Origin of the sequence: Marixanthomonas spongiae, from assembly GCF_003095375.1 — a bacterium.
GTDB lineage: Bacteria > Bacteroidota > Bacteroidia > Flavobacteriales > Flavobacteriaceae > Marixanthomonas > Marixanthomonas spongiae.
This window is the reverse complement of record NZ_QEHR01000012.1, coordinates 1-20,860: the sequence shown is the minus strand read 5'-3', so window position 1 is coordinate 20,860 and position 20,860 is coordinate 1. Positions and strand designations below refer to the sequence as shown.

Genomic DNA, 20,860 nt, shown 5'->3' with positions numbered 1-20,860 from the left:
ATATATCATGATGATTTGGGATTTAATTGCTATACTGTTTTAAATAGGTGTGCACGTAATTATTTAGCTAGATAGATCCATCCGCTTTTTGATTTTATAGTATCGAACTCTAAAATATAAAAGTAGGTTCCGGCGGGCAGTACTTCTCCTTTATTGGAAATACCGCTCACATTTGCCCTTCCGTCCCATTCATTGCTATAGTTGTTAGCTTTATATACTACAGAACCATAGCGGTTGAAAATTTGTAATTTATTATTTGGATAGTTTTCAATACAAGAAATAACAAACCGGTCATTCACACCATCTCCGTTAGGGGTGAACTCATTGTAAACGATAAGGCAAAGAGGGTCTACACTAATTTCAGAGCTATTATTTGAAACATCTGAATCTGTGGGGTTCGAAGATATAATAGAGGCAATATTGGTATAATCTCCTTGCCCTAAAACTTCGGCTCTAACTTCTAGTGTAGCGGTAACTTCAGCTGGAAGTAAGTCTATTTGCCATATTGAGGTGGAAGGATTATAGGTGCCTATTGAAGCGGTATAGTCTACTAATTCGAATCCTGAAGGTATATCTTCAGAAATTTCAAGATCTGTAAAATCATTAGGCCCTGCATTGGCCACAGTAATGGTAAACGTTACTGTTTCTCCTATCATAGGTTCCGGCTTGTCCACTGTTTTATCTATCGTAATATCGGCACAAACTGAAACAGTTTCTACAAATGTTGTCGTACCTCCCGTGGTACAAGTATTCGTACTATCGTAAGAAACACTTACTGTTGTATCGTCAGTAGAATCCCAAAGAACGGTAACGGTACTGTCGGTTGCATCTCCGCCACTCATTACAATGCCTCCTGTTATCGTCCAAAGGTAATTTTGATGGCCGGGCTCTGTTGAATAGGTAATAGTGGTTTCTAAACAAACAGGATCTTGTGTGCTTGATGTTATCACAGGACCGCTTCCGTCACCTACGTTCACGGTTACTTCCAACCGTACTGAGCTCTCACAGCCCGAAGCTGCATCGGTAAGCGACGCATAATAGATGTTGCCATCGATCAAGGCATCGGTTGGGTCGTACGGTGTTCCGCCAGTGGCTTGGTCGTACCAAGTGACATCGGTTTCGTTTACATCAATATCGGCTACTGTTGGGTTGTCCACCAAACAGAAATCCTGAATGGTCTCATCTGTGGTAGGAGTAGGTGCATCACCAACGTTCACGGTTACTTCCAACCGTACTGAGCTCTCACATCCTGAAGTTGCATCGGTAAGCGACGCATAATAGATGTTGCCATCGATCAAGGCATCTGTTGGGTCGTAAGGGGTTCCGCCAGTGGGTTGGTCATACCAAGTGACATCTGGTTCGTTTACATCAATATCGGCTACGGTAGGGTTGTCAACCAAACAGAAATCCTGAATGGTCTCATCTGTGGTAGGAGTAGGTGCATCACCTACGTTCACGGTTACTTCCAACCGTACTGAGCTCTCACAGCCCGAAGCTGCATCGGTAAGCGACGCATAATAGATGTTGCCATCGATCAAGGCATCGGTTGGGTCGTACGGTGTTCCGCCAGTGGCTTGGTCGTACCAAGTAACATCTGGTTCGTTTACATCAATATCGGCTACTGTAGGGTTGTCAACCAAACAGAAATCCTGGGTGGTCTCATCTGTGGTAGGAGTAGGTGCATCACCAACGTTTACGGTTACTTCCAACCGTACTGAGCTCTCACATCCTGAAGTTGCATCGGTAAGCGATGCATAATAAATAGTGCCATCGATCAAGGCATCGGTTGGGTCGTAAGGGGTTCCGCCAGTGGCTTGGTCGTACCAAGTAACATCTGGTTCGTTTACATCAATATCGGCTACGGTAGGGTTGTCAACCAAACAGAAATCCTGAATGGTCTCATCTGTGGTAGGAGTAGGTGCATCGCCTACGTTCACGGTTACTTCCAACCGTACTGAACTTTCACAACCGCTTGTTGCATCGGTAAGCGATGCATAATAAATAGTGCCATCGATCAAGGCATCGGTTGGGTCGTACGGTGTCCCCCCGGTGGCTTGGTCGTACCAAGTGACATCGGTTTCGTTTACATCAATATCGGCTACTGTTGGATTATCAACCAGACAGAAATCCTGGGTGGTCTCATCGGTAGTCGGGGTGGGCGCATCTTCGATAATAATAGTAACTTCAAGTCTATCCTCGCTTTCACAACCATCGACAATTTGTGCACCATAATAGGAGTTTCCGTCGATTAATTCATCGGTTGGGTCGTATGCTGTTCCCCCTGTCGCTTGGTCGTACCAAATTACATTTGGTTCATTCACATCAATATCAGCTACAGTAGGATTATCAACAGCACAAAATTGTTGGTCCGTTTCATCAGCTGTGGGAGCATCTGGTCCTACAACAGCTATTTCATAGACATCAATTGACTGCGCAATATTCACATTTAATAAAGAAGTAAGACGAACACTTACCCTGTCAAAAGCTACTCCGGGAGCGAAAACTATTTCAGCTTTTTCACCATTTTGTAATAAGGTTAATAAATCAAGGCTTAAAATTGAAGATAGGTTTTCTGAATATACTTCAACCCCGTCATTATGGGCTATCACTTGAACGTTGTTTAAAAGCCCTAATGTAACTAAGGTAGGCTCGGTTTTTAAAGTAACGGAGAATTCTTTATCAGGTTGATAAGAGGTAGGGAAATATACGTTTTGACGTATAGAGGCTAAAATGCCAATAACGCCTAAACTTACTTCAGAAAAATTATCTGGATTTTCATCAATTACATATTCTGGATTGGTAACCCCGGCACCACCTATATCAAGAAGGTCTACAGTTAACCCTTGTCCATCAAAATCGGTAAACAAAGGATCAATAGCACATTGGTTGTCGGTAAAGTATGATATATTATAGACATTCATACTATGAAATAATCCAACTAAAAGTGCATCGGTATTATCTTCAATATATATTCTATTATAATCTTCATCTGGAGTAATGGCTATATAGAAATTGCTATCTGCGTCTTTTACAATTCGATATCGAGCATTAGAGGGTGGTATTCTTGAAGTAGAAGAAAAAACAGTATTGGATGAATTACCATCAAAATAGCGTGCTTCTATATCAAAATAATGATTGCCTAAAATAACATTTCCCAGTACATCGGCCAGTAAGTTTCCTAATGAACCGCCCAGTAAGCTGTTTAATACATCATTGTCAAAATCTATTCTTACAAAAGTTGTGGTGTTGGCAGGTACAGTACTGGGGAATTGAAGCTCTAGTTCTCCTGTATAGGATAATACACCTACTGCTATCCCTCCATAAGAGTTTAAAGTGGCAAAATTACCATTGGCTTGAGTAGCTTCTGCGGCGTTATCTACGTGATCTTCAAACGTAACTTGGTTAGCATATACTTGTGTTTGGGCATAAAGGTCGTTTTGTGCAAGGTCAAATAAAACTACTACACATAGTAGTAAGTATTTAAATCTAGAGATACAAGGGTTAGGTAGTTTTGTTATCATTGGGGTCACATTTAGATTAAACAAGCTTTAGTGATATTTCAAAAAATAATTTTATGAAAGAGGTAATGTTTGTTAAAAATTTTTCTATATTGAACTTGTTCTGACTCTATTAAAAAAGTCAAAAAAGCTGAACCTTTCTATCATTATATTATTATAAAGCTATCCTAAATATCTTATTGTTTTATTAAAAAAACGTTAAATGTCTCAAAATGCGATTAATATAATTGATCGATTAAAAGAAGAATTATCGATTAATACTGATAAAAACTTATGTAAATTGATTGATATTAAGCCTAATACGCTTTCAACTTGGAAAAAAAGAGATTCTCTAGATTTTAATAAGGTAATCGCATTATGCGAATCGAAAAATCTAGATTTAAACTATATATTCTTCAATGAAAAGAATTTTAGTGCTGATAATGAGAAAGAAAAATCACCATTAAAAACAGATACATTTTTGGCGGAACCACCAGAGGTTAAAATTTTTAAAGAATTCCAACTTATTAATACCAATCGAAATATTGCATTGTTTCAATCCATTCATTCTTATCACCCCACGGTGCACGCAAATAGCATGGTAATGGGACAAAAAATAAGGAAGAATCAAACTACAGACGGTGTCATATATATAATTAAATTTGAAACAAAAGAATTGATTATTGATGAATTCCAAAAAGCTATTTCAGAAAAGAATATACAAGAATTCATATTAAAGAACTACCATCCCTTTGATCATGCCATACAGCCAAAAAAACATATTAAGCACATATGGCAATATATTGATGTAATTGAAAATGTAACCATTAATTAGGTTTTACCTACCAAACTCTCTTTTTAACAGGCCGTTACTCAAGTCCCACAATCTCAAAACCTACTGCATCATCACTGGCTAATACATACCGCTCCCCATTTACAAATTGATAAAACCGAATGCCTAAAAATGCGATTTCCATCCCTGTCCCACTAACAGCTTGAGTAGGAGAGAGGGTAACCGATTGTTTTGCACCATCAGCTTCTATAAAATGAGGGGAGCTTTCAAAAAGCCGATACGTCAAATCTTCAAAATCAAAAACCAGCACTCCCAAGGTAAGTGAAATACAATCCGAACCAGCAACCCAATTAATTTCAGAAGAAGCAACCTGTGGAATCACCAAAGTATGGGCCGTAGAATCATAGGTATAAGTAAAAGGCAATACGGTACTCAAAGGACAAGCAGGCGTAAACAGGAATGACCGCAACACCCTTTTTCCGGTATCGGTAGCCATACCGGTTCCTACACGCCGCTTTCCACGTTCGTTCACTGTATCTAAATCTTTTAACCTCGTAAATAACTTCATCAATCGGCTATGAAAGTGCGTAAAGGTATGCCCGGCATAAAAGGGACGCAATCCCAACCTAAACGCTTTATTCACACGGGAACAATGTCCAAACTCACTTCCGTTTTCCCGTACGCGCTGCATGCTTGCCTTTTCTTTAATAGCCTTGCCATTAAAACCACCACCGGCACGCCGTGCAATCGGCTTTCCATTTAAATAATAAAAGTTAATACCTCCAATAGTTCCCGTTAACGGAATAATCCCTTTTTGTTTTGCCATAATCATTAATTTTTAAATTATCAAACCACCCCTTTTTCAAATTACAACAGTAAATATAATAAAAAATAAAGCAAAGGTTATAGCGTGGTTATAATATGGTTATTATGAGGTTATAACGGGCTTATATTGTATTTTATGTATATATAATTAGTATAATAGATAGGTGTTTCCCCTAATATACCCCACCTTATTTACAAGAATAATCTTATGCTTCCCAAAATAACTCGTAATAGTAAATCTAAATGTTCTAAGTTGGGGGAGGGTATTGTTGTAAAAATGTTGAATGTGGCTAAGCATGGGTTATATTCCAACAGGATTAAATAAGATGATTGCACAGGTTTTTTTAGCTAAATTTTAAGTATTGGTCATCATATTTTATGTAAGTTTAATCCGCATTGTATATATTTCAACCAACGTTGGTCACATAATGGTTTCAAGCCGTTGACTGATTTTTAAAATAACAAGCAATATGAACAGTAACCGAAAATACGGTATTGGTGGCAGTACACCAGAAGAAGAGCTTTCTAAGTTAAAAGCACCAACCAACAAGCCAAGTCCCATTACTGATAAAGAATTTCAAAACAGACGCGACAAAGCTTGTGTGGTTTTAAAAGAAAAAGGGCTGGACGCACTTTACATCAACGCCGGAACCAACTTATATTACTTCACCAATACACAATGGAACCCGTCAGAACGCTTAGTTGGCGCCCTTCTTTTTGCCGATGGAAGGCTTCATTATGTAGTGCCTGAATTTGAAATAGGCACTTTTAATGATTTTATAGGAAGTAAGGGCGAGCTTATTCCGTGGTTGGAACATGAGTGCCCCGTACAGAAAATTTCTGAAGCTTTAAAAGAAGGTACAAACCTGGCCATTGATGATTCCACTCCCTTTACATTGGTTTCCCGTTTTCAGGAACACCACAAATTTAAAACCAGCAGTGCCGAAGAACTCATTAGGGACATCAGAATGATTAAAAGCAATGCTGAAATTGCACACATTCAGTACCCGATGGATTTAACGATGCAAGTACATCAAGCGGCGGCACGGATTTTAAAACCCGGCATTACTACTTCCGAAGTAGAAGAGTTTATTCATAAAGCACATCAAAAACTGGGTATTGCAAGCGGCTCTTATTTTTGCATTGTATTATTTGGTAAGGATTCCAGTTTTCCGCACGGGGTAAAATCACCCAAACCATTGGAAGAAAACGATATCGTTTTGGTAGATACGGGTACGCAGTACAACGGTTATATCTCAGATATCACCAGAACCTATAGTTATGGTGATGCAACCAATAAAGAAAAGGAAATATGGAACAATGAGAAAGCCGCTCAACTGGCCGCTTTTGACGCTGCACAGCTAGGCAAGCCCTGTGGTTATATTGACGATCAAGTGCGCGTACAACTGGAAAAAGACGGACTCGGCCCTGATTACAATCTACCAGGATTACCTCACCGAACAGGTCATGGGATTGGCCTTGAGATCCATGAACATCCTTTTATTTTGAGAGGAAACGATATAAAAATACAAGCAGGAATGGCTTTTAGCATTGAACCTATGATTGTGGTGCCAGAGGAATTCGGCATCCGATTGGAAGACCATATCTATATGACGAATAGTGGTCCAAAATGGTTTACAGAGCCAGCGCACAGTATTGAAAACCCGTTTGGAATGTAACGTCGTGCCCCTGCAATAATAGGTTGAATGTGAATTTTTTGTAAATGTATGTTTGCATGGAATTGCATATGTGAAATCTTCTTGCTGAAATGCGAAAAGATAATGTAACTTGCGTGAGGGTTTATAATAGTGAAATTGGTAAATTTCAGTTAAAAAGCAGATTATGAAATTTGTAGGTAGTCAGTTAGCCTATTATTTGAGTGACAGGGATTTTAAGAGAAATTCAAAAATACTCTTCAAGTTTTTGGCCGTTTTAGGCATTGTAATTGTCATCTATTCCGTTTTATTTCATTACATAATGGAACTTGAAGGACAGTATCATTCCTGGATAACAGGTTTTTACTGGACGCTTACCGTAATGAGTACGTTGGGTTTCGGGGATATCACCTTTCAATCGGACCTTGGGCGCCTGTTCAGCATCGTGGTACTGCTTTCGGGTATTTTCATGTTATTGATCCTTTTGCCTTTTGCTTTTATAAGGCACTTTTATGTACCGCTTTTAGAGTCGAAAAAGAAAAATAGGGTTCCACGGCAAGTCCCTCCCAAGACAAAAAACCATATTTTAATATGTTCGTTTGATGTTATAGCACGTGATTTCACAAAACGGTTGAAACAGGAGAACACTCCATATTTTGTAATTCAAAAAGACCTCAAAAAGGCAATTGAAAGTTATGATGCCAGGGTCCCTGTACTGTTTGGCGAATTGGACAGCGAGAAAACCTTCTTGCGTGCCAATATTAAGGATGCGAAGTTGGTTTTGGTAAATAGGGATGACGTGGAAAACACAAAAATTATCCTTACCATCCGGGATATTGCTCCCCATGTCCCTATCGTTGCCTTGGCCAAAGATGACGAAACAGTGGATGTCCAGGAATTGAGCGGTGCGAATCACGTATTACCGGTTAAAAAATGGTTGGGAGAACAGTTGGCCAACAGGGTCAATGCACAACACGCAAAATCACAGCCCATAGGCCAATACGAAGACTTAATGATTGCCGAACTGCCCATTCATCAAACCTCTTTGGTTTCTAAAACCATCCGTGAGACGGGGCTTAGGCAAAAGTTTGGGGTAAGCATTGTAGGTATTTGGGAGCGAGGAAAATTAGAGCCTATAACAGGAAGTGAAATACTAACCAGCGAAAGTGTACTTGTTGTCATAGGTAATGAAAAACAGCTTCAAAGCATTGATGCACTCTTTCACGATCTTCCTACTAACACCAATCCCGTACTCCTTATTGGAGGGGGAAGGGTAGGGTTGGCTGCGGCAAAATCCCTGCACAAAAACGGTATTTCGGTCAATTTGATCGATAAAGAATTAGCGGTATGCAAAAAAGCGAGGCCCTATTGCAACAATGTTTTCATTGGGAGGGCTTCAGATTATGAATTGCTGAAAGAAGCTGGCATCATGGAAGCGCCTTCGGTATTGCTTTCTACCCACGACGACGCTATGAACATCCATTTGGCCTCCTATTGCCGTAAATTGAACCAAGAAGTACGGATTGTTAGCCGGATATCGGAAGCTCGAAATATCGATATCATTCATAGGGCTGGGGCTGATTTTGTGTTGAGTTATGCCACATTGGGGTCTGAAGCCGTATTGTCCATTTCCAAAAACCAAAAATTAAATATATTGGGTGAAGGCATTAAATTGTTCAATATTCCAACACCTCCTTCCTTGGCGGGAAAATCACTCGGGGAATCTGGTATAGGAGCTAAAACAGGCTTGTCTGTTATTGCGGTAAAAGAAAACAATGAAGTGACCACGTTATTATCGGCAAAAACCATCCTTCCCCAGGGAGCCGAAATCGTGATGCTTGGTAACATCGAAATGAGAAATAGTTTTGATGAACTTTATGTGAAAGACGTTTAATGAGAATTCTATTTTTTGGAAATCTTCTAAATGACAGGAAGAAAATTCATACTTGTCTTTTCCAAATTTAATAATTCGGTATATGGTTTTCCATCCAATCCCAGTAGTTTAGAAAAAGCAGGTTCTGTTTTTATTCCTTTTAATTGTTAGGGTTATTTTTGTTGATGCTATATACATATATTATCAAAATCTATTTGCGTATATTTTTACTTTTAAAAAATCCTATAATTTCAAAACAAAGAAATGATTCAAGAACTTAAAACATATTATGGCGGTCAATTTGAACCCGAGCTTATTGAAGAAATAGATAATGTGGGGACATTTATGGAAGTTCCCGAAGGGCAAGACCTAATGCGTCCCGGTCAATACATTAAATCCATGCCATTATTATTATTGGGAAGTATAAAAATATTGCGACCTGACGATGAAGGTGAACAACTCTTGTTATACCATCTTGAACGTGGTGATACCTGCGCAATGACAATGACCTGTTGTATGGGTGATAAAAAAAGTGAGATACACGCAGTAACCGAAACACCGGTAAAACTGCTAATGATTCCTATCGGCAAGATGGAAGAATGGTCTAGAAAATATAAAACTTGGCGCAATTTTGTTTTTTCTAACTATCACAATCGTATGATGGAAATGCTCGAAAGCATTGATAATATAGCTTTCAATAACATGGATGAACGACTGGAAAACTATCTTCAAAACCGAATTGAAATTTTAAATAGTAAACATATCTATACAACCCATAAACAAATAGCAAGTGATTTACATACCAGCCGAGTAGTAATTTCTAGATTGCTCAAAAAAATGGAAAATAATAAAAAAATAAAATTACACCGTAGTTTTATTGAAGTCTTGTAACAAGGGTTACAAATATATAATATGCAAGAAAGTACATTTGCTCCATAATTAATTTAACAAATGGAAATAATAGAAATTCTAGGATATATAGGAGCACTATTTATTGGGGTTGTTCTAGGATTAATTGGCGGTGGTGGTTCTATTCTTACTGTACCAATTTTGGTTTATGCACTTTCGCTCAACCCAATAATTGGAACGGCATATTCACTATTTGTTGTAGGTATCACTTCTCTTGTGGGTGCCATAAAAAATATGTCTAAAGGAATGGTTGATTATAAAACAGCCATTATCTTCGCCATCCCTGCATTTATTGCAGTATATCTTACCCGAGCATTTTTAATTCCTGCAATACCTGATGAACTCTTTGAGTGGAGCAACTTTACGGTCACAAAGAATCTGGCTATTATGCTCTTTTTTGCCGTTATAATGCTTTTGGCTTCTGTTTCAATGATACGCAACAACAGGAAAGAGGTTGATGAAAATGCCCAAATCACTTATAACTATCCACTAATAATTGTTGAAGGTTTAGTAGTAGGTACAATAACGGGTATCGTAGGTGCTGGCGGCGGCTTTTTAATTATTCCTGCACTCGTACTTTTCGCCAAATTACCTATGAAAAAAGCAGTAGCCACTTCTTTGCTCATTATCGCAATAAAATCGCTAATTGGATTTATAGGCGACGTACAAAACTTGAATATTGACTGGCTTTTTCTACTTGTCTTTTCTGGATTATCAATAGTAGGTATATTCATTGGTATATGGCTTAATAATTTTATCGACGGTAAAAAATTGAAAAAGGGTTTTGGTTGGTTCGTATTAGTAATGGGTGTTTATATTATCTATAAGGAATTGACCGCATAAGAATTTTAAAAAAGCACACCTACATTGTTGATGCCTCGCTTCCATAATGGAACTTTCTTTGAACATATAGTATTTCCTTTCAAAAAAAAAAGGAACGGTAACAACGGTTACAAACTTTCAATCAAGAAGTTATTACTTTTACTTCATATTTATTTTAATAGCTGTGCTTTTGTAGCGCACCGAATATAAAAATCAAAAATTATGAAAATAGAACAAATTTAGACCGGATGTCTTGTTAAAGTTGCTTATTAAATTGAGAGCCAAGGAGAAGTAGCAATTATTGACCCATTGCGCGAAGTGCAACCTTATATTGACAAGGCTGAAGCTGCTGGGGCAACAATTAAATACATTTTTGAGACTCACTTTCAAACCGATTTTGTTTCGGGACACTTAACCCTTTCAGAAAAAACTGGCGCACCTATTATTTATGGTCTAAATGCCAATTCTGACTTTGACGCTATTACAGCTAAAAACGGACAAGAATTTAAGTTGGGGCAACTCACTTTTGTAGCGCTGTATACCCCAGGACATACCATGGAAAGCACCACATATTTATTACGAGATATAAATGGAAAAGATCACGCCATTTTTACAGGCGACACCCTCTTTTTAGGAGACGTTGGAAGACCCGATTTAGCGCAAAAAGCTACCAATATGACCCAAGAAGAGCTAGCAGCTACGCTTTATGATAGCCTTCATAGCAAAATAATGCCTTTGGCAGACGACGTAATGGTTTACCCAGCGCACGGTGCAGGCAGTGCTTGCGGGAAGAATATGATGAAAGAAACAGTAGATACCCTTGGGCATCAAAAAGAAATGAATTACGCCCTGCGTGCCAATATGACCAAAGATGAATTCATCAAGGAAGTAACAGATGGCCTCTTGCCTCCTCCGGCTTATTTCCCTATGAATGTTAAGATGAACAAAGAAGGGTATAAAAATATTGAAGAAGTTATTGCTCAAGGTGAAAATGCACTTTCAGCTAATGCCTTTGAAGCAGCAGCCAATGAAACAGGTGCTGTAATTCTGGATACGAGACATCAAACCGATTTTGCTAAAGGTCATATACCAGGTTCTATTTTTATAGGTCTCGATGATAGCTTTGCACCTTGGGTGGGCGATTTGATTAAAAATGTGCATCAGCCCATCTTGTTAATTGCAGATAAAGACCGGATTGAAGAGGCTATCACTCGACTTTCTCGTGTAGGTTTTGATAATACCATAGGCTATCTTAACGGTGGTTTTGATGCTTGGAAAAAAGCTGCAAAAGAATATGATACGGTAACATCAATTCCTGCAACCGAATTTAAACAAGTGATAAGCGATAAAAATAATGCTGTTCCCATTTTTGATGTACGCAAACCTGGAGAGTTTCAAAGCGAGCACGTGGTTAATGCACACCATACCGCGCTTTCAGAATTAAATGATCACCTTGCCGAATTTCCGGAGGAAGAAACCTTTTACGTTCATTGTGCCGGCGGTTACCGCAGTATGATTGCTTCTTCTATCTTAAAAAGTCGTGGCATCCATAACTTAATAGATATACAAGGTGGTTATAACGCTATTAAAGAAGCTGGTGTTGAAACTACAAACTATGTGTGTCCATCCACATTAAAATAATTAGATTGGTTTTTGGTTAGTAGTGAAAGCGGCAAGAGATTGTCGCTTTTTTTTGATTACGGTAACATTGGTTACGCACTTTCCAGTTTATAAAGCATAATTTTACACTGAAAATGAAATACTTACAATCAATGAGAAAATATATCATAATTATGACACTTTTAAGCACGCTTTTTGGCGTTAAGGCACAACAAACCGACGCTATAAAAATCTTGTCGGCTTCAGAATTTAGGGAAGCCATTGCAAAAAAGAATGTTCAATTAGTAGATGTACGTACTGCGAGGGAATTTAAAGGAGGCGCAATAAAAGGTGCATTAAACATCGATTATTTTCAGCAAGAAAATTTTAATGCTGAATTTAACAAGTTGGATAAAGAGCAACCCGTCTATCTCTATTGCCATTCTGGTAACCGTAGCAAAAAAGCAGCTGCAAAGTTAGATGCCTTAGGCTTTAAAAAAATCTATGATTTAAAAGGAGGTTATATGAAATGGCCTTATAAAAAATAGTGAGTATCCTTACCCATACAGAGCGTACTCTTGCATTAATGGTTAACCACCTGACGGTGCTGACAATGCTATATTAAACAAAGAAAAATCTTATATAAAAGAGCAGACTTTTTTGGTTTGCTCTTTTTTTATATTGATTAATTACAAGTTATGTAACACTCGTTACGTCTTTCATTTACTGTGTTCCATAAATTTGAAAGTATAAATGTTTACAAATGAAAAATAGTCTAGTCATAGTATTCTTAATCTTTGCCATTTCCCTACATGCACAGCAAGAACAAGTTGACCACTATAGTAGTTGGAACACTTTGACTATTAAAGCAGCTATAAATAAGAATTGGTTTGTTAAATCCGAGTTCAGTTTTAGACGTACTAATTTTATTGAAGATTGGCAACAGATTCTATTACGCCCCTCCATTCAACATAAAATTAATCCATTCATTAAAGTTGCCATAGGCTACACCTTCAGTCAAAATTATTCTTTTTCAGACTATTCTGCTCCAATCGATAACCGTGAAAACAACGTTTGGCAGCAAGTATATATAACCCAACCATTTAAAACCTTTAAAGTTTCCCATAGAATCCGTTTTGAAGAACGGTTTCGGGATAAAATTTCGTCAATAAATAATGTGCTTGAAATTAACGGAACGGATTATTCAAATAGACTGCGCTATCGTTTTATCGTTGAGATTCTACTAATTAAAAAGTACAACATATCAGCTTTGGTATATGACGAGGTTTTTCTTGATTTTGAGAAAACCCTGCAACCTAAAACACTAGACCAAAACTGGATGTTTGTTGGGTTGCGTTTCCGTAATAACGACCATATCACAATTACATCAGGTTATCATTACATCAATATTCCTCGCAATAACTTTACACTTAACAACCATATTTGGGAAACATCTTTAGTGTTTACGCTATGATGATATATAAAACATTAGTTTATTAGAGCTTAAAACATATAATGTAATGATATACAGTTATTTATATTGATCATATATGCTATTGTTAACCCTCTTTAAAATATTGTAATAAAAACCGCTAGTGTAACCTGTGTTACCAATTGCCTACCTTTCTTTTAATAATTTTGTGCCATAATTAAAGAAAATATTAGCTCCAATTTCAAAATAAATATGCAGTTAAAGAAAATTTTTTATATCCTATTGGCTTTATTAACCCTGTTGCCAATAATAAATGCGCCAATAGCCCTTGTGGCGGGCATTGCATTCTCACTTTTACTGGGAAATCCTTTTGCGGAGCAGACTGCAAAGTTTTCTAAAGTTTTACTGAAACTCTCCATCGTGGGTTTGGGGTTTGGCCTGAATGCCATCAACGCTTTTGAGGTAAGTAAAGACGGGTTTTTAATTACCATTGTCACTATTTCACTGGTATTTGGTTTAGGGTATTTGTTCAACAAATTCTTTAAAATTGAAAAAATAACCGCTTTATTGATTTCTTCAGGAACGGCCATTTGTGGTGGTAGCGCCATTGCTTCGGTATCGCCTATAGTGAAAGCCAAAAACGAACAAATTAGTATTGCTATTGGCGTGGTATTTTTACTCAATGCCCTTGCCTTGTTGATCTTTCCGTTTATTGGTCATTTCTTCGAACTGTCACAATATCAATTCGGGCTGTGGTCTGCCATTGCCATTCACGATACAAGTTCGGTTGTAGGTGCCGCACAGGCTTTTGGAAAAGAGGCTTTGGAAGTTGCTACCACCGTAAAGTTGAGCCGAGCCTTATGGATCGTTCCGGTAACGCTCATTATTTCATATTTTCATAACAAATCTAAAGGCGCAACAGGAATCAAAATTCCGTCATTTATTCTTGCTTTTATAGCGGCGACCGTTATTGCCACAATTTTTTCCCAAGGACAAGTTGTTTACGATTCTATTTCGGCAGTTTCCAGACAGCTTTTGGTGACCACTTTATTTTTTATCGGCTCGGGAATTTCACTTTCGCAAATTAAGAAAGTTGGGGCAAAATCCATTTTTTATGCCACAGGGCTTTGGATTGTGATATCTATTTTTTCATTGGTATTAATCTTAAATAATTTTTAGAAATACAAAAACACAGAAATCACTCAATCAAAAATTAAACCTATAACCTGAATAATCAGACTCATTTTAATAATCTTAAAAACTTTTAAATTATGAAACTAATAAATCTCACAAAAAGCATCTTAACCGTATTTATCGTCTTGTTTTCTTTTTCCGTTTCGGCTCAGGACACAGCAGCCAAACCATTGGAAACGCAATTGGTATCAGATTTGAGCAAAACCCCAAATATGGCGTTGGGATTACAGAAAGAACGCCATATTAAAGGCGCGTTCAAGTTTTTTGACCGCCTGCTCGCAAGTGATATTGAGTTTGAAAATTTTGAAATCGTAATTTGGGGAAATGTGGTTGAAGAATTAGGAAAGGACTCTGAACTTTCCCGCATTATCGAGGAAAACCAACATGCCAAACTGCGTGTAAGCGTATGCCAACAAGCAATGAAAAGATTAAACGTAACCGAAGAAGATTTGCCAGAAGGCGTCATTTCTGTAGAAAACGCATTTTTAAGACTTTTGCAAATTCAGGCAAATGGATATAATGTTATTATCCCTTAACCCAAAACATCTGAATGCTAAAAAGTTCTCAAATAAAGTTGCTGATATGTTAGAGAATTTTTAATGTAATATAGTGTTCTCTGTTTGTTAAATTACTTACGATCAATTCATATACCTGCCGTCAATGGCAGGTTTTTCATTATCACTTCATGTTTAATGTTAAAGAAGTTTTAAACTACCCATAGTGTAACCTAAGTTACTCATTATAGGTTTTTTAATCATTATATTTATACTATAATTATAAAACACATATACAGTTATGAATATCAAACAATTTGAGTACAAACCACTCGCACACTACAGCTACGCCATTGTAAGTGATGGTAAAATGGCGGTTATAGACCCAGAGAGAAATCCTGAGCAATATTATGATTTCGCGAAAGCGAACAATGCAGAAATTGTAGCCGTAATAGAAACACACCCACACGCCGATTTTGTGAGCTCGCATTTAGAAATTCACAAGAAAACCGGCGCCACTATTTATAACAGTGAAAAATTGGGAGCAGATTATCCGCACAATGCTTTTGACGAAGGCGATACTATAGCTTTGGGAAATGTAACGTTAAAAGCTATAAACACACCAGGCCATTCGCCAGATAGTATTACTATTGTAGCTACAGAAGGAAACGATACTGCCCTGTTTACAGGCGACACGCTGTTTATAGGTGATGTAGGCCGACCAGACTTGCGCGAAAAAGCGGGCAATATGAAAGCCAAGCGTGAAGAGCTTGCGGAGATGATGTACGAAACCATTCAGAATAAATTTACCGATTTACCAGATGATGCACTTGTTTATCCGGCACACGGTGCAGGTTCGCTTTGTGGAAAGAATTTGAGCGACGCTGCAAGTAGCACGTTGGGCAATGAACGTATGGGAAATTGGGCGTTTAAGGATCAAACCAAAGAAGAATTTATGAGCACTATCTTAGATGGGCAGCCTTTTATTCCTCATTATTTTGGTTTTGATGTAGATACCAACAAAGCGGGAGCAGAAGATTTAGAACCTTCTATCGCAAGAGTCTCTTTTTCTGAAAATACCACAGCAGAAGGTATTATCGTAGATACACGCGATGAAGCCACCTTTAAAAATGGTCATTTAGAAGGCAGTATCAACATACAGGCGGTTTCAGAAAATGCAAAATTTGAAACCTGGCTAGGTTCCATTATAAAACCTGAAGATACATTTACGCTGGTAATTGACAGCAAAGAAAATAAAGATGCATTGTTGCATCGCGTAGCAAAAATAGGCTATGAAAAATTGCTTGAAAAAGTAATTACGCTTTCGGATGAAAATCTGGTAACAACCGAAAAATTGGATGTAACCGATTTCAAGAAAAATCCTGACAATTATACGATTGTTGATATCCGCAATACAAGCGAAATAGAACAAGGCAAATTTTTCGATAATGCGATTGCGCACCCATTGAATGAATTAAGAGAAACAGCAAACGAGATACCTACCGATAAGCCTATTGTAGTGCATTGTGCCGGTGGTTACCGTAGTGCTGCAGGAAGCAGTATCCTTCAAAAGAAATTAGACGGAGTTACTGTGTATGATTTAAGTGATGATGTAGAACAATTTAAGGATTGAAGCTGCCAAAACCAGGCAAAGACTACTTCTATGTAGGTGTTCAAATAATATTATTTGTAGTCTATGTATTGCCAATTAGTTTGGCTAAAATATCTTATCCCGAATGGCTACGCTATTCGGGATTTTTTATTTTGGGATTGGGGCTGATCTTAGGTGCCGTAGCATTACTGCAACTCAATACCAACCTTTCCCCTTTTCCTACCCCAGTTGCAAATGGGAAGTTGATTACCAATGGTGCGTTTGCTATAGCGAGACATCCTATATATACCGCCGTGGTGTTCTCGGGAGTGGGTTATGCAATATATCAGGTATCTTTATTTAAACTGTTGATTACGTTATTGTTATTGGTTTTATTTTATTACAAATCCATCTACGAAGAAAAGCTGCTAATTGAGAAATTCCCAGCATACACAGATTACAAAAAAAGAACAAGACGATTTATTTAGAAAATATGAAGAAATATCCCGCAGAATTTTGGAATGAAATGTATGGTACCGATGAATTCAGGTATGGTACCAATCCCAATACATTCTTTAAAGAACAACTTGATAAATTAGAAATAGGAAACATACTACTACCAGCAGAAGGCGAAGGTCGCAATGCCGTATATGCAGCTTCCAAAGGGTGGAATGTGGTTGCTTTTGACATTAGTACGGAAGGAAAACAAAAAGCACTACGCTTATCAAAAGAAAAAAATGTTTCAATAGGTTATGAAGTTACTGGTGTACTAGATTTTAGCACCGATAAAAAATTTGATGTTATAGGATTGAGTTACGTCCATTTTCCAGCTGAAATCCGTAAATCGGCAAACCAGGGCTTGCTGCAATTCTTAAAACCTGGCGGGATTGTAATTTTTGAAGGCTTTGCAAAAGCACAAATAGAAAAGGATTCAGGCGGCCCTAAAGACGAAGCGATGCTCTTTTCAATTGAAGAAATTAAGGAGGAATTTTCATCCTTAAGTTTTCAAATCCTAAAAGAGGAGTCGATTGAACTTTCAGAAGGAAACCATCACAAAGGAAAAGCAGAAGTAATACGGTTTGTAGGCGTGAAAAAATAAAATTGATTATCTGCCCAAAAAAGCAAACCGCATTAAATATTACAATCAAAACCGTGCACATCATTTATAAATAATATATTCAGTTTTATCACTTCAAAATTTCAGGTAGAAGAATCCGTTCAGATTTCTTTAAATCAAACCTGTAATTGAAAGAAAGTATCTTAATTTACGAATAAATTTGGTTCGGTATCTTGTGATTTTTCATTTCCTGCAACTTCCATTACAGACGACCTATTTTGAAATTCCTTTAAACCGTTGTCCAAAAACTCTACAAAATTATCTACGTTTAGGTCATAGCCTTTCGGCGCGCTTAATAAGGAGCCGTTAGTGTCAACCAAAGTATAATAAGGTTGGGCATTGGCGTTGAGCCGCTGTATCATAAAATCGAGGTTTTGTCCGCCAATGGTTTTCTTTACCCGATCATCGTATGCCGAAACGTACCATTCGTTTTCAGGCAATTCGGTTTTCTCATCCACATAAAGCGCCACGACCACATAATCTTCCTTTAGTCTTTTCAGCACTTTGGGATCTGACCAAACAGCAGCTTCCATTTCCCTACAGTTTACACAACCGTGACCGGTAAAGTCTATAAATAAAGGTTTGTCCTGTTTTTTGGCACAGGCCAAAGCTTGGTCGTAATCAAAATAACCTTGAATACCGTAGGGCAGTTCCAACAGGTTGCCGAACTTTGGTGCACCACATTCTGAAATCTCAGGAGAAGTGGATGCCGTGGTTGTAACCTGAGGCGAGTTCATCACAAAACTTTGGGTACTCATTGGGGGCATATATCCGGCCAATGCCTTCAAAGGTGCACCCACCAAGCCAGGGATAAGATAAATAACAAAACTGAAGACCAATAAGGCTGATATGACACGACCTACCGATGTATTTTCCTTTTTCTCTTCGTGTGGGAACGTGATTTTTCCCAAAAGATAAAAACCAAGAAAAGCGAATATAACAATCCATAAAGCAAGGTACACATCGCGGTTTAATATTTCCCAATGATAGACCTGATCTACAATACTTAAAAACTTTAACGCAAGTGCCAATTCCACAAAACCAAGCACCACCTTAACAGTGTTTAACCAACCACCACTTTTAGGTAACGATTTTATCCAGTTCGGAAAAATGGCAAACAAGGTAAACGGCAATGCAAATGCCAACGAAAAACCTAACATCCCTACCAAGGGTTGTACGGTATCGCCGCTGGCGGCTTGTAAGAGAATGGTTCCTGCAATGGGTCCTGTACAGCTAAAACTCACCAAAACCAAGGTAAAGGCCATAAAAAAGATGCCGAGCACCCCACCTTTATCAGATTTGGAATCCATTTGGTTTACAAACTTGTTGGGCAGTCGTATTTCAAATAAACCGAAAAAAGAAAGCGCAAATAATACAAATATGGCAAAGAAAAATAGGTTTGGTATCCAATGGGTACTTAAAAAGTTAGCAAAATCTGCCCCAAACAATACTGAAAACAACGTGCCAACTATAGTGTAAATCGCTATAATGGAAACACCGTACAAAATAGCTTGCATGACTCCTTTTTTACGACTGGTGTTAGATTTGGTAAAGAAACTAACAGTCATAGGAATCATAGGAAACACACAAGGAGTAAGCAACGCTACCAGACCTGCGCCAAAGGATAGAAAGAAAAAGGTTAACAAAAATGAAACGCCTTGTCCTTCGGTTTCTGTTGTTTTAAAATCGTTTTTAAACGCCTTCAAAGATTTTGGAGCGTTGGCATTCGTTTCATCTAACTCTATGTTGGAAGCTTGATCCACATTGTTTCCGAAAAGGGAAATGTCACTTTCAAAAGGAATACACTGCCCATTAATATCTGAACAAATTTGATAGGAAGCCATTGCTTTGATATCAGGACTATCGGAATGGATTATAAACCGTTGTTTAAATTTTGCTTCTTTTTTGAAATAAGTGTATTCACCTTCAAAAAGTTCGTCGTATTTTTTTTTTTGACCAATGGGTTGCAGGTTGCCCAATTTTTCAAATTGTTCAGACTCATTGAACTTAAATTCGGTAACCATTGGCCCAAGGTTAGGATCAAAATCGCTGGAGTACATATACCAATCTTCTGGTATTTTAGATGTGTACAGTACCGTTATCGTATCGCCTTTGGCAACAGTGTTCTCCTGAATTTCAGCTTTCCAATCTGGTGCTTTCATTACTTGCGATTGCCCAAATTTGCTCAATAGGCCAAGTACGATTATCAGTATTAATTTTAAATGTCGCATACTACGTTTTATTTATCATAATTATTTTTGAATGGGATGGATGTGAAATGTTTCCATCCCATTTCAAAAAAAAAATACTACTTCAAGCTTTCTAAGAATTTTTTAAATTCTGGATCACTATAATCTGCCATTCCTTTATGGGTTAAAGCTAAATTACCTTTAGCATCAATAACGTAGGTTGTAGGTAAAGCAGATGATTGAAACATTTGTGGAAGATTACTCGCAGGTGCGTAAATAGGTAGGTTATACCCTTTACGTTTATCAAAAGCTTTAGCCTTTTCAAAATCATCATCGAAGGATAATAAAACAAAAGCAACCTCATCGCCCATTTCTTCGTGCAAACTATCGATACTCGGCATTTCGGCAATACATGGGGGGCACCAAGTGGCCCAGAAATTCAAGAATATCACTTTTCCTTTAAATTCCTCTAGAGACCTTGTATTGCCATCCCTATCTGTAAATATTAGGTTATAATCTACTTTTGTAAGATTGGAAGATACTGGCTCTTCCTGAATGCTTTGATTGTTTCTTACGTGTGCAATCTCTTCAACATCTGGGTTCATTAAACCAGTGGCAAGCAAGCCTCGCTGTGCGAAGCCAATTACTTCGGTATGCATCCCTGTGGCGTATAACGTAATCGCTATTACAGCAAAAATTGCATATTGGATCCACGTTTTTTTCGTGTTCTTTTTTGATTTATTGCCATGTTCAAGTTATAAGTGCAACTGGCCAAGTTGATTTTAATTTTTCTATTGGGCTAATGTAGCCAAACTTTCTCACTCTTCTGTTATTTATCAGTCTTTCAATTTCCCTTATCCTGTATTCGCT

The 20,860-nt window shown here is 37.8% G+C and carries 18 protein-coding genes and 1 pseudogene; 13 read left to right on the top strand and 6 right to left on the bottom strand.

Features of this window, described 5'->3' with window-relative positions; translation table 11 throughout:
* Positions 1–59: 59 nt before the first annotated feature.
* The gene (locus DDV96_RS14460; RefSeq protein ID WP_116695499.1) at positions 60–3,521 is read right to left on the bottom strand and encodes an Ig-like domain-containing protein; all 3,462 of its coding nucleotides are present in this window, start codon (positions 3,519–3,521) and stop codon (positions 60–62) included.
* Positions 3,522–3,720: 199 nt separating this feature from the next.
* Between DDV96_RS14460 and DDV96_RS14455 the strand changes: the two genes are divergently transcribed.
* Positions 3,721–4,332: a helix-turn-helix domain-containing protein gene (locus DDV96_RS14455; RefSeq protein ID WP_116695498.1), complete on the top strand. Its 612-nt coding sequence runs from the start codon at positions 3,721–3,723 to the stop codon at positions 4,330–4,332.
* A 34-nt stretch (positions 4,333–4,366) separates the two neighbouring features.
* Here DDV96_RS14455 and DDV96_RS14450 read toward each other — a convergent pair whose 3' ends face one another.
* Entirely contained in the window at positions 4,367–5,116 is a 750-nt protein-coding gene (locus DDV96_RS14450; RefSeq protein WP_133240862.1) for a hypothetical protein, read from the bottom strand.
* A gap of 469 nt (positions 5,117–5,585) precedes the next feature.
* On the opposite strand from DDV96_RS14450, the gene DDV96_RS14445 reads away from it, so the two are divergent.
* Together DDV96_RS14445 and DDV96_RS14440 are read left to right on the top strand one after the other, a co-directional pair.
* Positions 5,586–6,794 carry a M24 family metallopeptidase gene (locus DDV96_RS14445; RefSeq protein WP_116695496.1) on the top strand — a complete coding sequence of 403 codons (1,209 nt, stop codon included), beginning with the start codon at positions 5,586–5,588 and terminating at the stop codon, positions 6,792–6,794.
* 163 nt (positions 6,795–6,957) lie between these two features.
* On the top strand, positions 6,958–8,664 hold the full coding sequence (locus DDV96_RS14440; RefSeq protein ID WP_116695495.1) for a potassium channel family protein: 1,707 nt from the start codon (positions 6,958–6,960) through the stop codon (positions 8,662–8,664).
* 26 nt (positions 8,665–8,690) lie between these two features.
* Here the strand turns inward: DDV96_RS14440 and DDV96_RS14435 are convergent, their stop codons facing one another.
* A complete protein-coding gene (locus tag DDV96_RS14435; RefSeq protein WP_116695525.1) occupies positions 8,691–8,798 on the bottom strand; it encodes a DUF4269 domain-containing protein in 108 nt (35 codons plus the stop codon).
* Positions 8,799–8,907: 109 nt separating this feature from the next.
* Between DDV96_RS14435 and DDV96_RS14430 the strand changes: the two genes are divergently transcribed.
* The 10 genes from DDV96_RS14430 (at position 8,908) to DDV96_RS14385 (ending at position 17,783) form a co-directional block, all read left to right on the top strand.
* On the top strand, positions 8,908–9,534 hold the full coding sequence (locus DDV96_RS14430; RefSeq protein WP_116695494.1) for a Crp/Fnr family transcriptional regulator: 627 nt from the start codon (positions 8,908–8,910) through the stop codon (positions 9,532–9,534).
* Between the two features lie 60 nt (positions 9,535–9,594).
* On the top strand, positions 9,595–10,395 hold the full coding sequence (locus tag DDV96_RS14425; protein WP_116695493.1) for a sulfite exporter TauE/SafE family protein: 801 nt from the start codon (positions 9,595–9,597) through the stop codon (positions 10,393–10,395).
* A 252-nt stretch (positions 10,396–10,647) separates the two neighbouring features.
* Complete coding sequence (locus tag DDV96_RS14420; protein WP_240607743.1) at positions 10,648–12,015, top strand: MBL fold metallo-hydrolase; 1,368 nt, start codon at positions 10,648–10,650, stop codon at positions 12,013–12,015.
* A gap of 113 nt (positions 12,016–12,128) precedes the next feature.
* A complete protein-coding gene (locus tag DDV96_RS14415; RefSeq protein ID WP_240607741.1) occupies positions 12,129–12,521 on the top strand; it encodes a rhodanese-like domain-containing protein in 393 nt (130 codons plus the stop codon).
* A 215-nt stretch (positions 12,522–12,736) separates the two neighbouring features.
* Positions 12,737–13,447 carry a DUF2490 domain-containing protein gene (locus DDV96_RS14410; RefSeq protein WP_116695491.1) on the top strand — a complete coding sequence of 237 codons (711 nt, stop codon included), beginning with the start codon at positions 12,737–12,739 and terminating at the stop codon, positions 13,445–13,447.
* Between the two features lie 210 nt (positions 13,448–13,657).
* Complete coding sequence (locus tag DDV96_RS14405; RefSeq protein ID WP_116695490.1) at positions 13,658–14,584, top strand: YeiH family protein; 927 nt, start codon at positions 13,658–13,660, stop codon at positions 14,582–14,584.
* Between the two features lie 92 nt (positions 14,585–14,676).
* Positions 14,677–15,135 carry a DsrE family protein gene (locus tag DDV96_RS14400; protein ID WP_116695489.1) on the top strand — a complete coding sequence of 153 codons (459 nt, stop codon included), beginning with the start codon at positions 14,677–14,679 and terminating at the stop codon, positions 15,133–15,135.
* Positions 15,136–15,394: 259 nt separating this feature from the next.
* Positions 15,395–16,726 carry an MBL fold metallo-hydrolase gene (locus DDV96_RS14395; protein WP_116695488.1) on the top strand — a complete coding sequence of 444 codons (1,332 nt, stop codon included), beginning with the start codon at positions 15,395–15,397 and terminating at the stop codon, positions 16,724–16,726.
* Positions 16,723–17,172: a methyltransferase family protein gene (locus DDV96_RS14390; protein WP_116695487.1), complete on the top strand. Its 450-nt coding sequence runs from the start codon at positions 16,723–16,725 to the stop codon at positions 17,170–17,172. Before DDV96_RS14395 ends, DDV96_RS14390 begins: the two co-directional genes overlap by 4 nt.
* Positions 17,173–17,177: 5 nt before the next feature.
* The gene (locus DDV96_RS14385) at positions 17,178–17,783 is read left to right on the top strand and encodes a class I SAM-dependent methyltransferase (protein WP_116695486.1); all 606 of its coding nucleotides are present in this window, start codon (positions 17,178–17,180) and stop codon (positions 17,781–17,783) included.
* Between the two features lie 161 nt (positions 17,784–17,944).
* On the opposite strand, the gene DDV96_RS14380 is transcribed toward DDV96_RS14385, so the two are convergent.
* From DDV96_RS14380 to DDV96_RS16245, 3 genes and pseudogenes are all read right to left on the bottom strand, one after another.
* Complete coding sequence (locus DDV96_RS14380; protein WP_165806018.1) at positions 17,945–20,032, bottom strand: protein-disulfide reductase DsbD family protein; 2,088 nt, start codon at positions 20,030–20,032, stop codon at positions 17,945–17,947.
* Positions 20,033–20,109: 77 nt separating this feature from the next.
* On the bottom strand, positions 20,110–20,649 hold the full coding sequence (locus tag DDV96_RS14375; RefSeq protein WP_240607740.1) for a TlpA family protein disulfide reductase: 540 nt from the start codon (positions 20,647–20,649) through the stop codon (positions 20,110–20,112).
* A 91-nt stretch (positions 20,650–20,740) separates the two neighbouring features.
* Positions 20,741–20,860: pseudogene (locus DDV96_RS16245) on the bottom strand (IS30 family transposase); the annotation flags it as partial.

Bases quoted from the DNA above. Each gene is read 5' to 3' on its own strand.
- DDV96_RS14430 (WP_116695494.1), top strand. From the start codon at position 8,908: ATGATTCAAGAACTTAAAACATATTATGGCGGTCAATTTGAACCCGAG.
- DDV96_RS14450 (WP_133240862.1), bottom strand. From the start codon at position 5,116: ATGGCAAAACAAAAAGGGATTATTCCGTTAACGGGAACTATTGGAGGT.
- DDV96_RS14375 (WP_240607740.1), bottom strand. From the start codon at position 20,649: ATGCATACCGAAGTAATTGGCTTCGCACAGCGAGGCTTGCTTGCCACT.
- DDV96_RS14385 (WP_116695486.1), top strand. From the start codon at position 17,178: ATGAAGAAATATCCCGCAGAATTTTGGAATGAAATGTATGGTACCGAT.
- DDV96_RS14460 (WP_116695499.1), bottom strand. From the start codon at position 3,521: ATGATAACAAAACTACCTAACCCTTGTATCTCTAGATTTAAATACTTA.
- DDV96_RS14415 (WP_240607741.1), top strand. From the start codon at position 12,129: ATGAAATACTTACAATCAATGAGAAAATATATCATAATTATGACACTT.
- DDV96_RS14405 (WP_116695490.1), top strand. From the start codon at position 13,658: ATGCAGTTAAAGAAAATTTTTTATATCCTATTGGCTTTATTAACCCTG.
- DDV96_RS14455 (WP_116695498.1), top strand. From the start codon at position 3,721: ATGTCTCAAAATGCGATTAATATAATTGATCGATTAAAAGAAGAATTA.
- DDV96_RS14445 (WP_116695496.1), top strand. From the start codon at position 5,586: ATGAACAGTAACCGAAAATACGGTATTGGTGGCAGTACACCAGAAGAA.
- DDV96_RS14440 (WP_116695495.1), top strand. From the start codon at position 6,958: ATGAAATTTGTAGGTAGTCAGTTAGCCTATTATTTGAGTGACAGGGAT.
- DDV96_RS14380 (WP_165806018.1), bottom strand. From the start codon at position 20,032: ATGCGACATTTAAAATTAATACTGATAATCGTACTTGGCCTATTGAGC.
- DDV96_RS14425 (WP_116695493.1), top strand. From the start codon at position 9,595: ATGGAAATAATAGAAATTCTAGGATATATAGGAGCACTATTTATTGGG.
- DDV96_RS14400 (WP_116695489.1), top strand. From the start codon at position 14,677: ATGAAACTAATAAATCTCACAAAAAGCATCTTAACCGTATTTATCGTC.
- DDV96_RS14395 (WP_116695488.1), top strand. From the start codon at position 15,395: ATGAATATCAAACAATTTGAGTACAAACCACTCGCACACTACAGCTAC.
- DDV96_RS14410 (WP_116695491.1), top strand. From the start codon at position 12,737: ATGAAAAATAGTCTAGTCATAGTATTCTTAATCTTTGCCATTTCCCTA.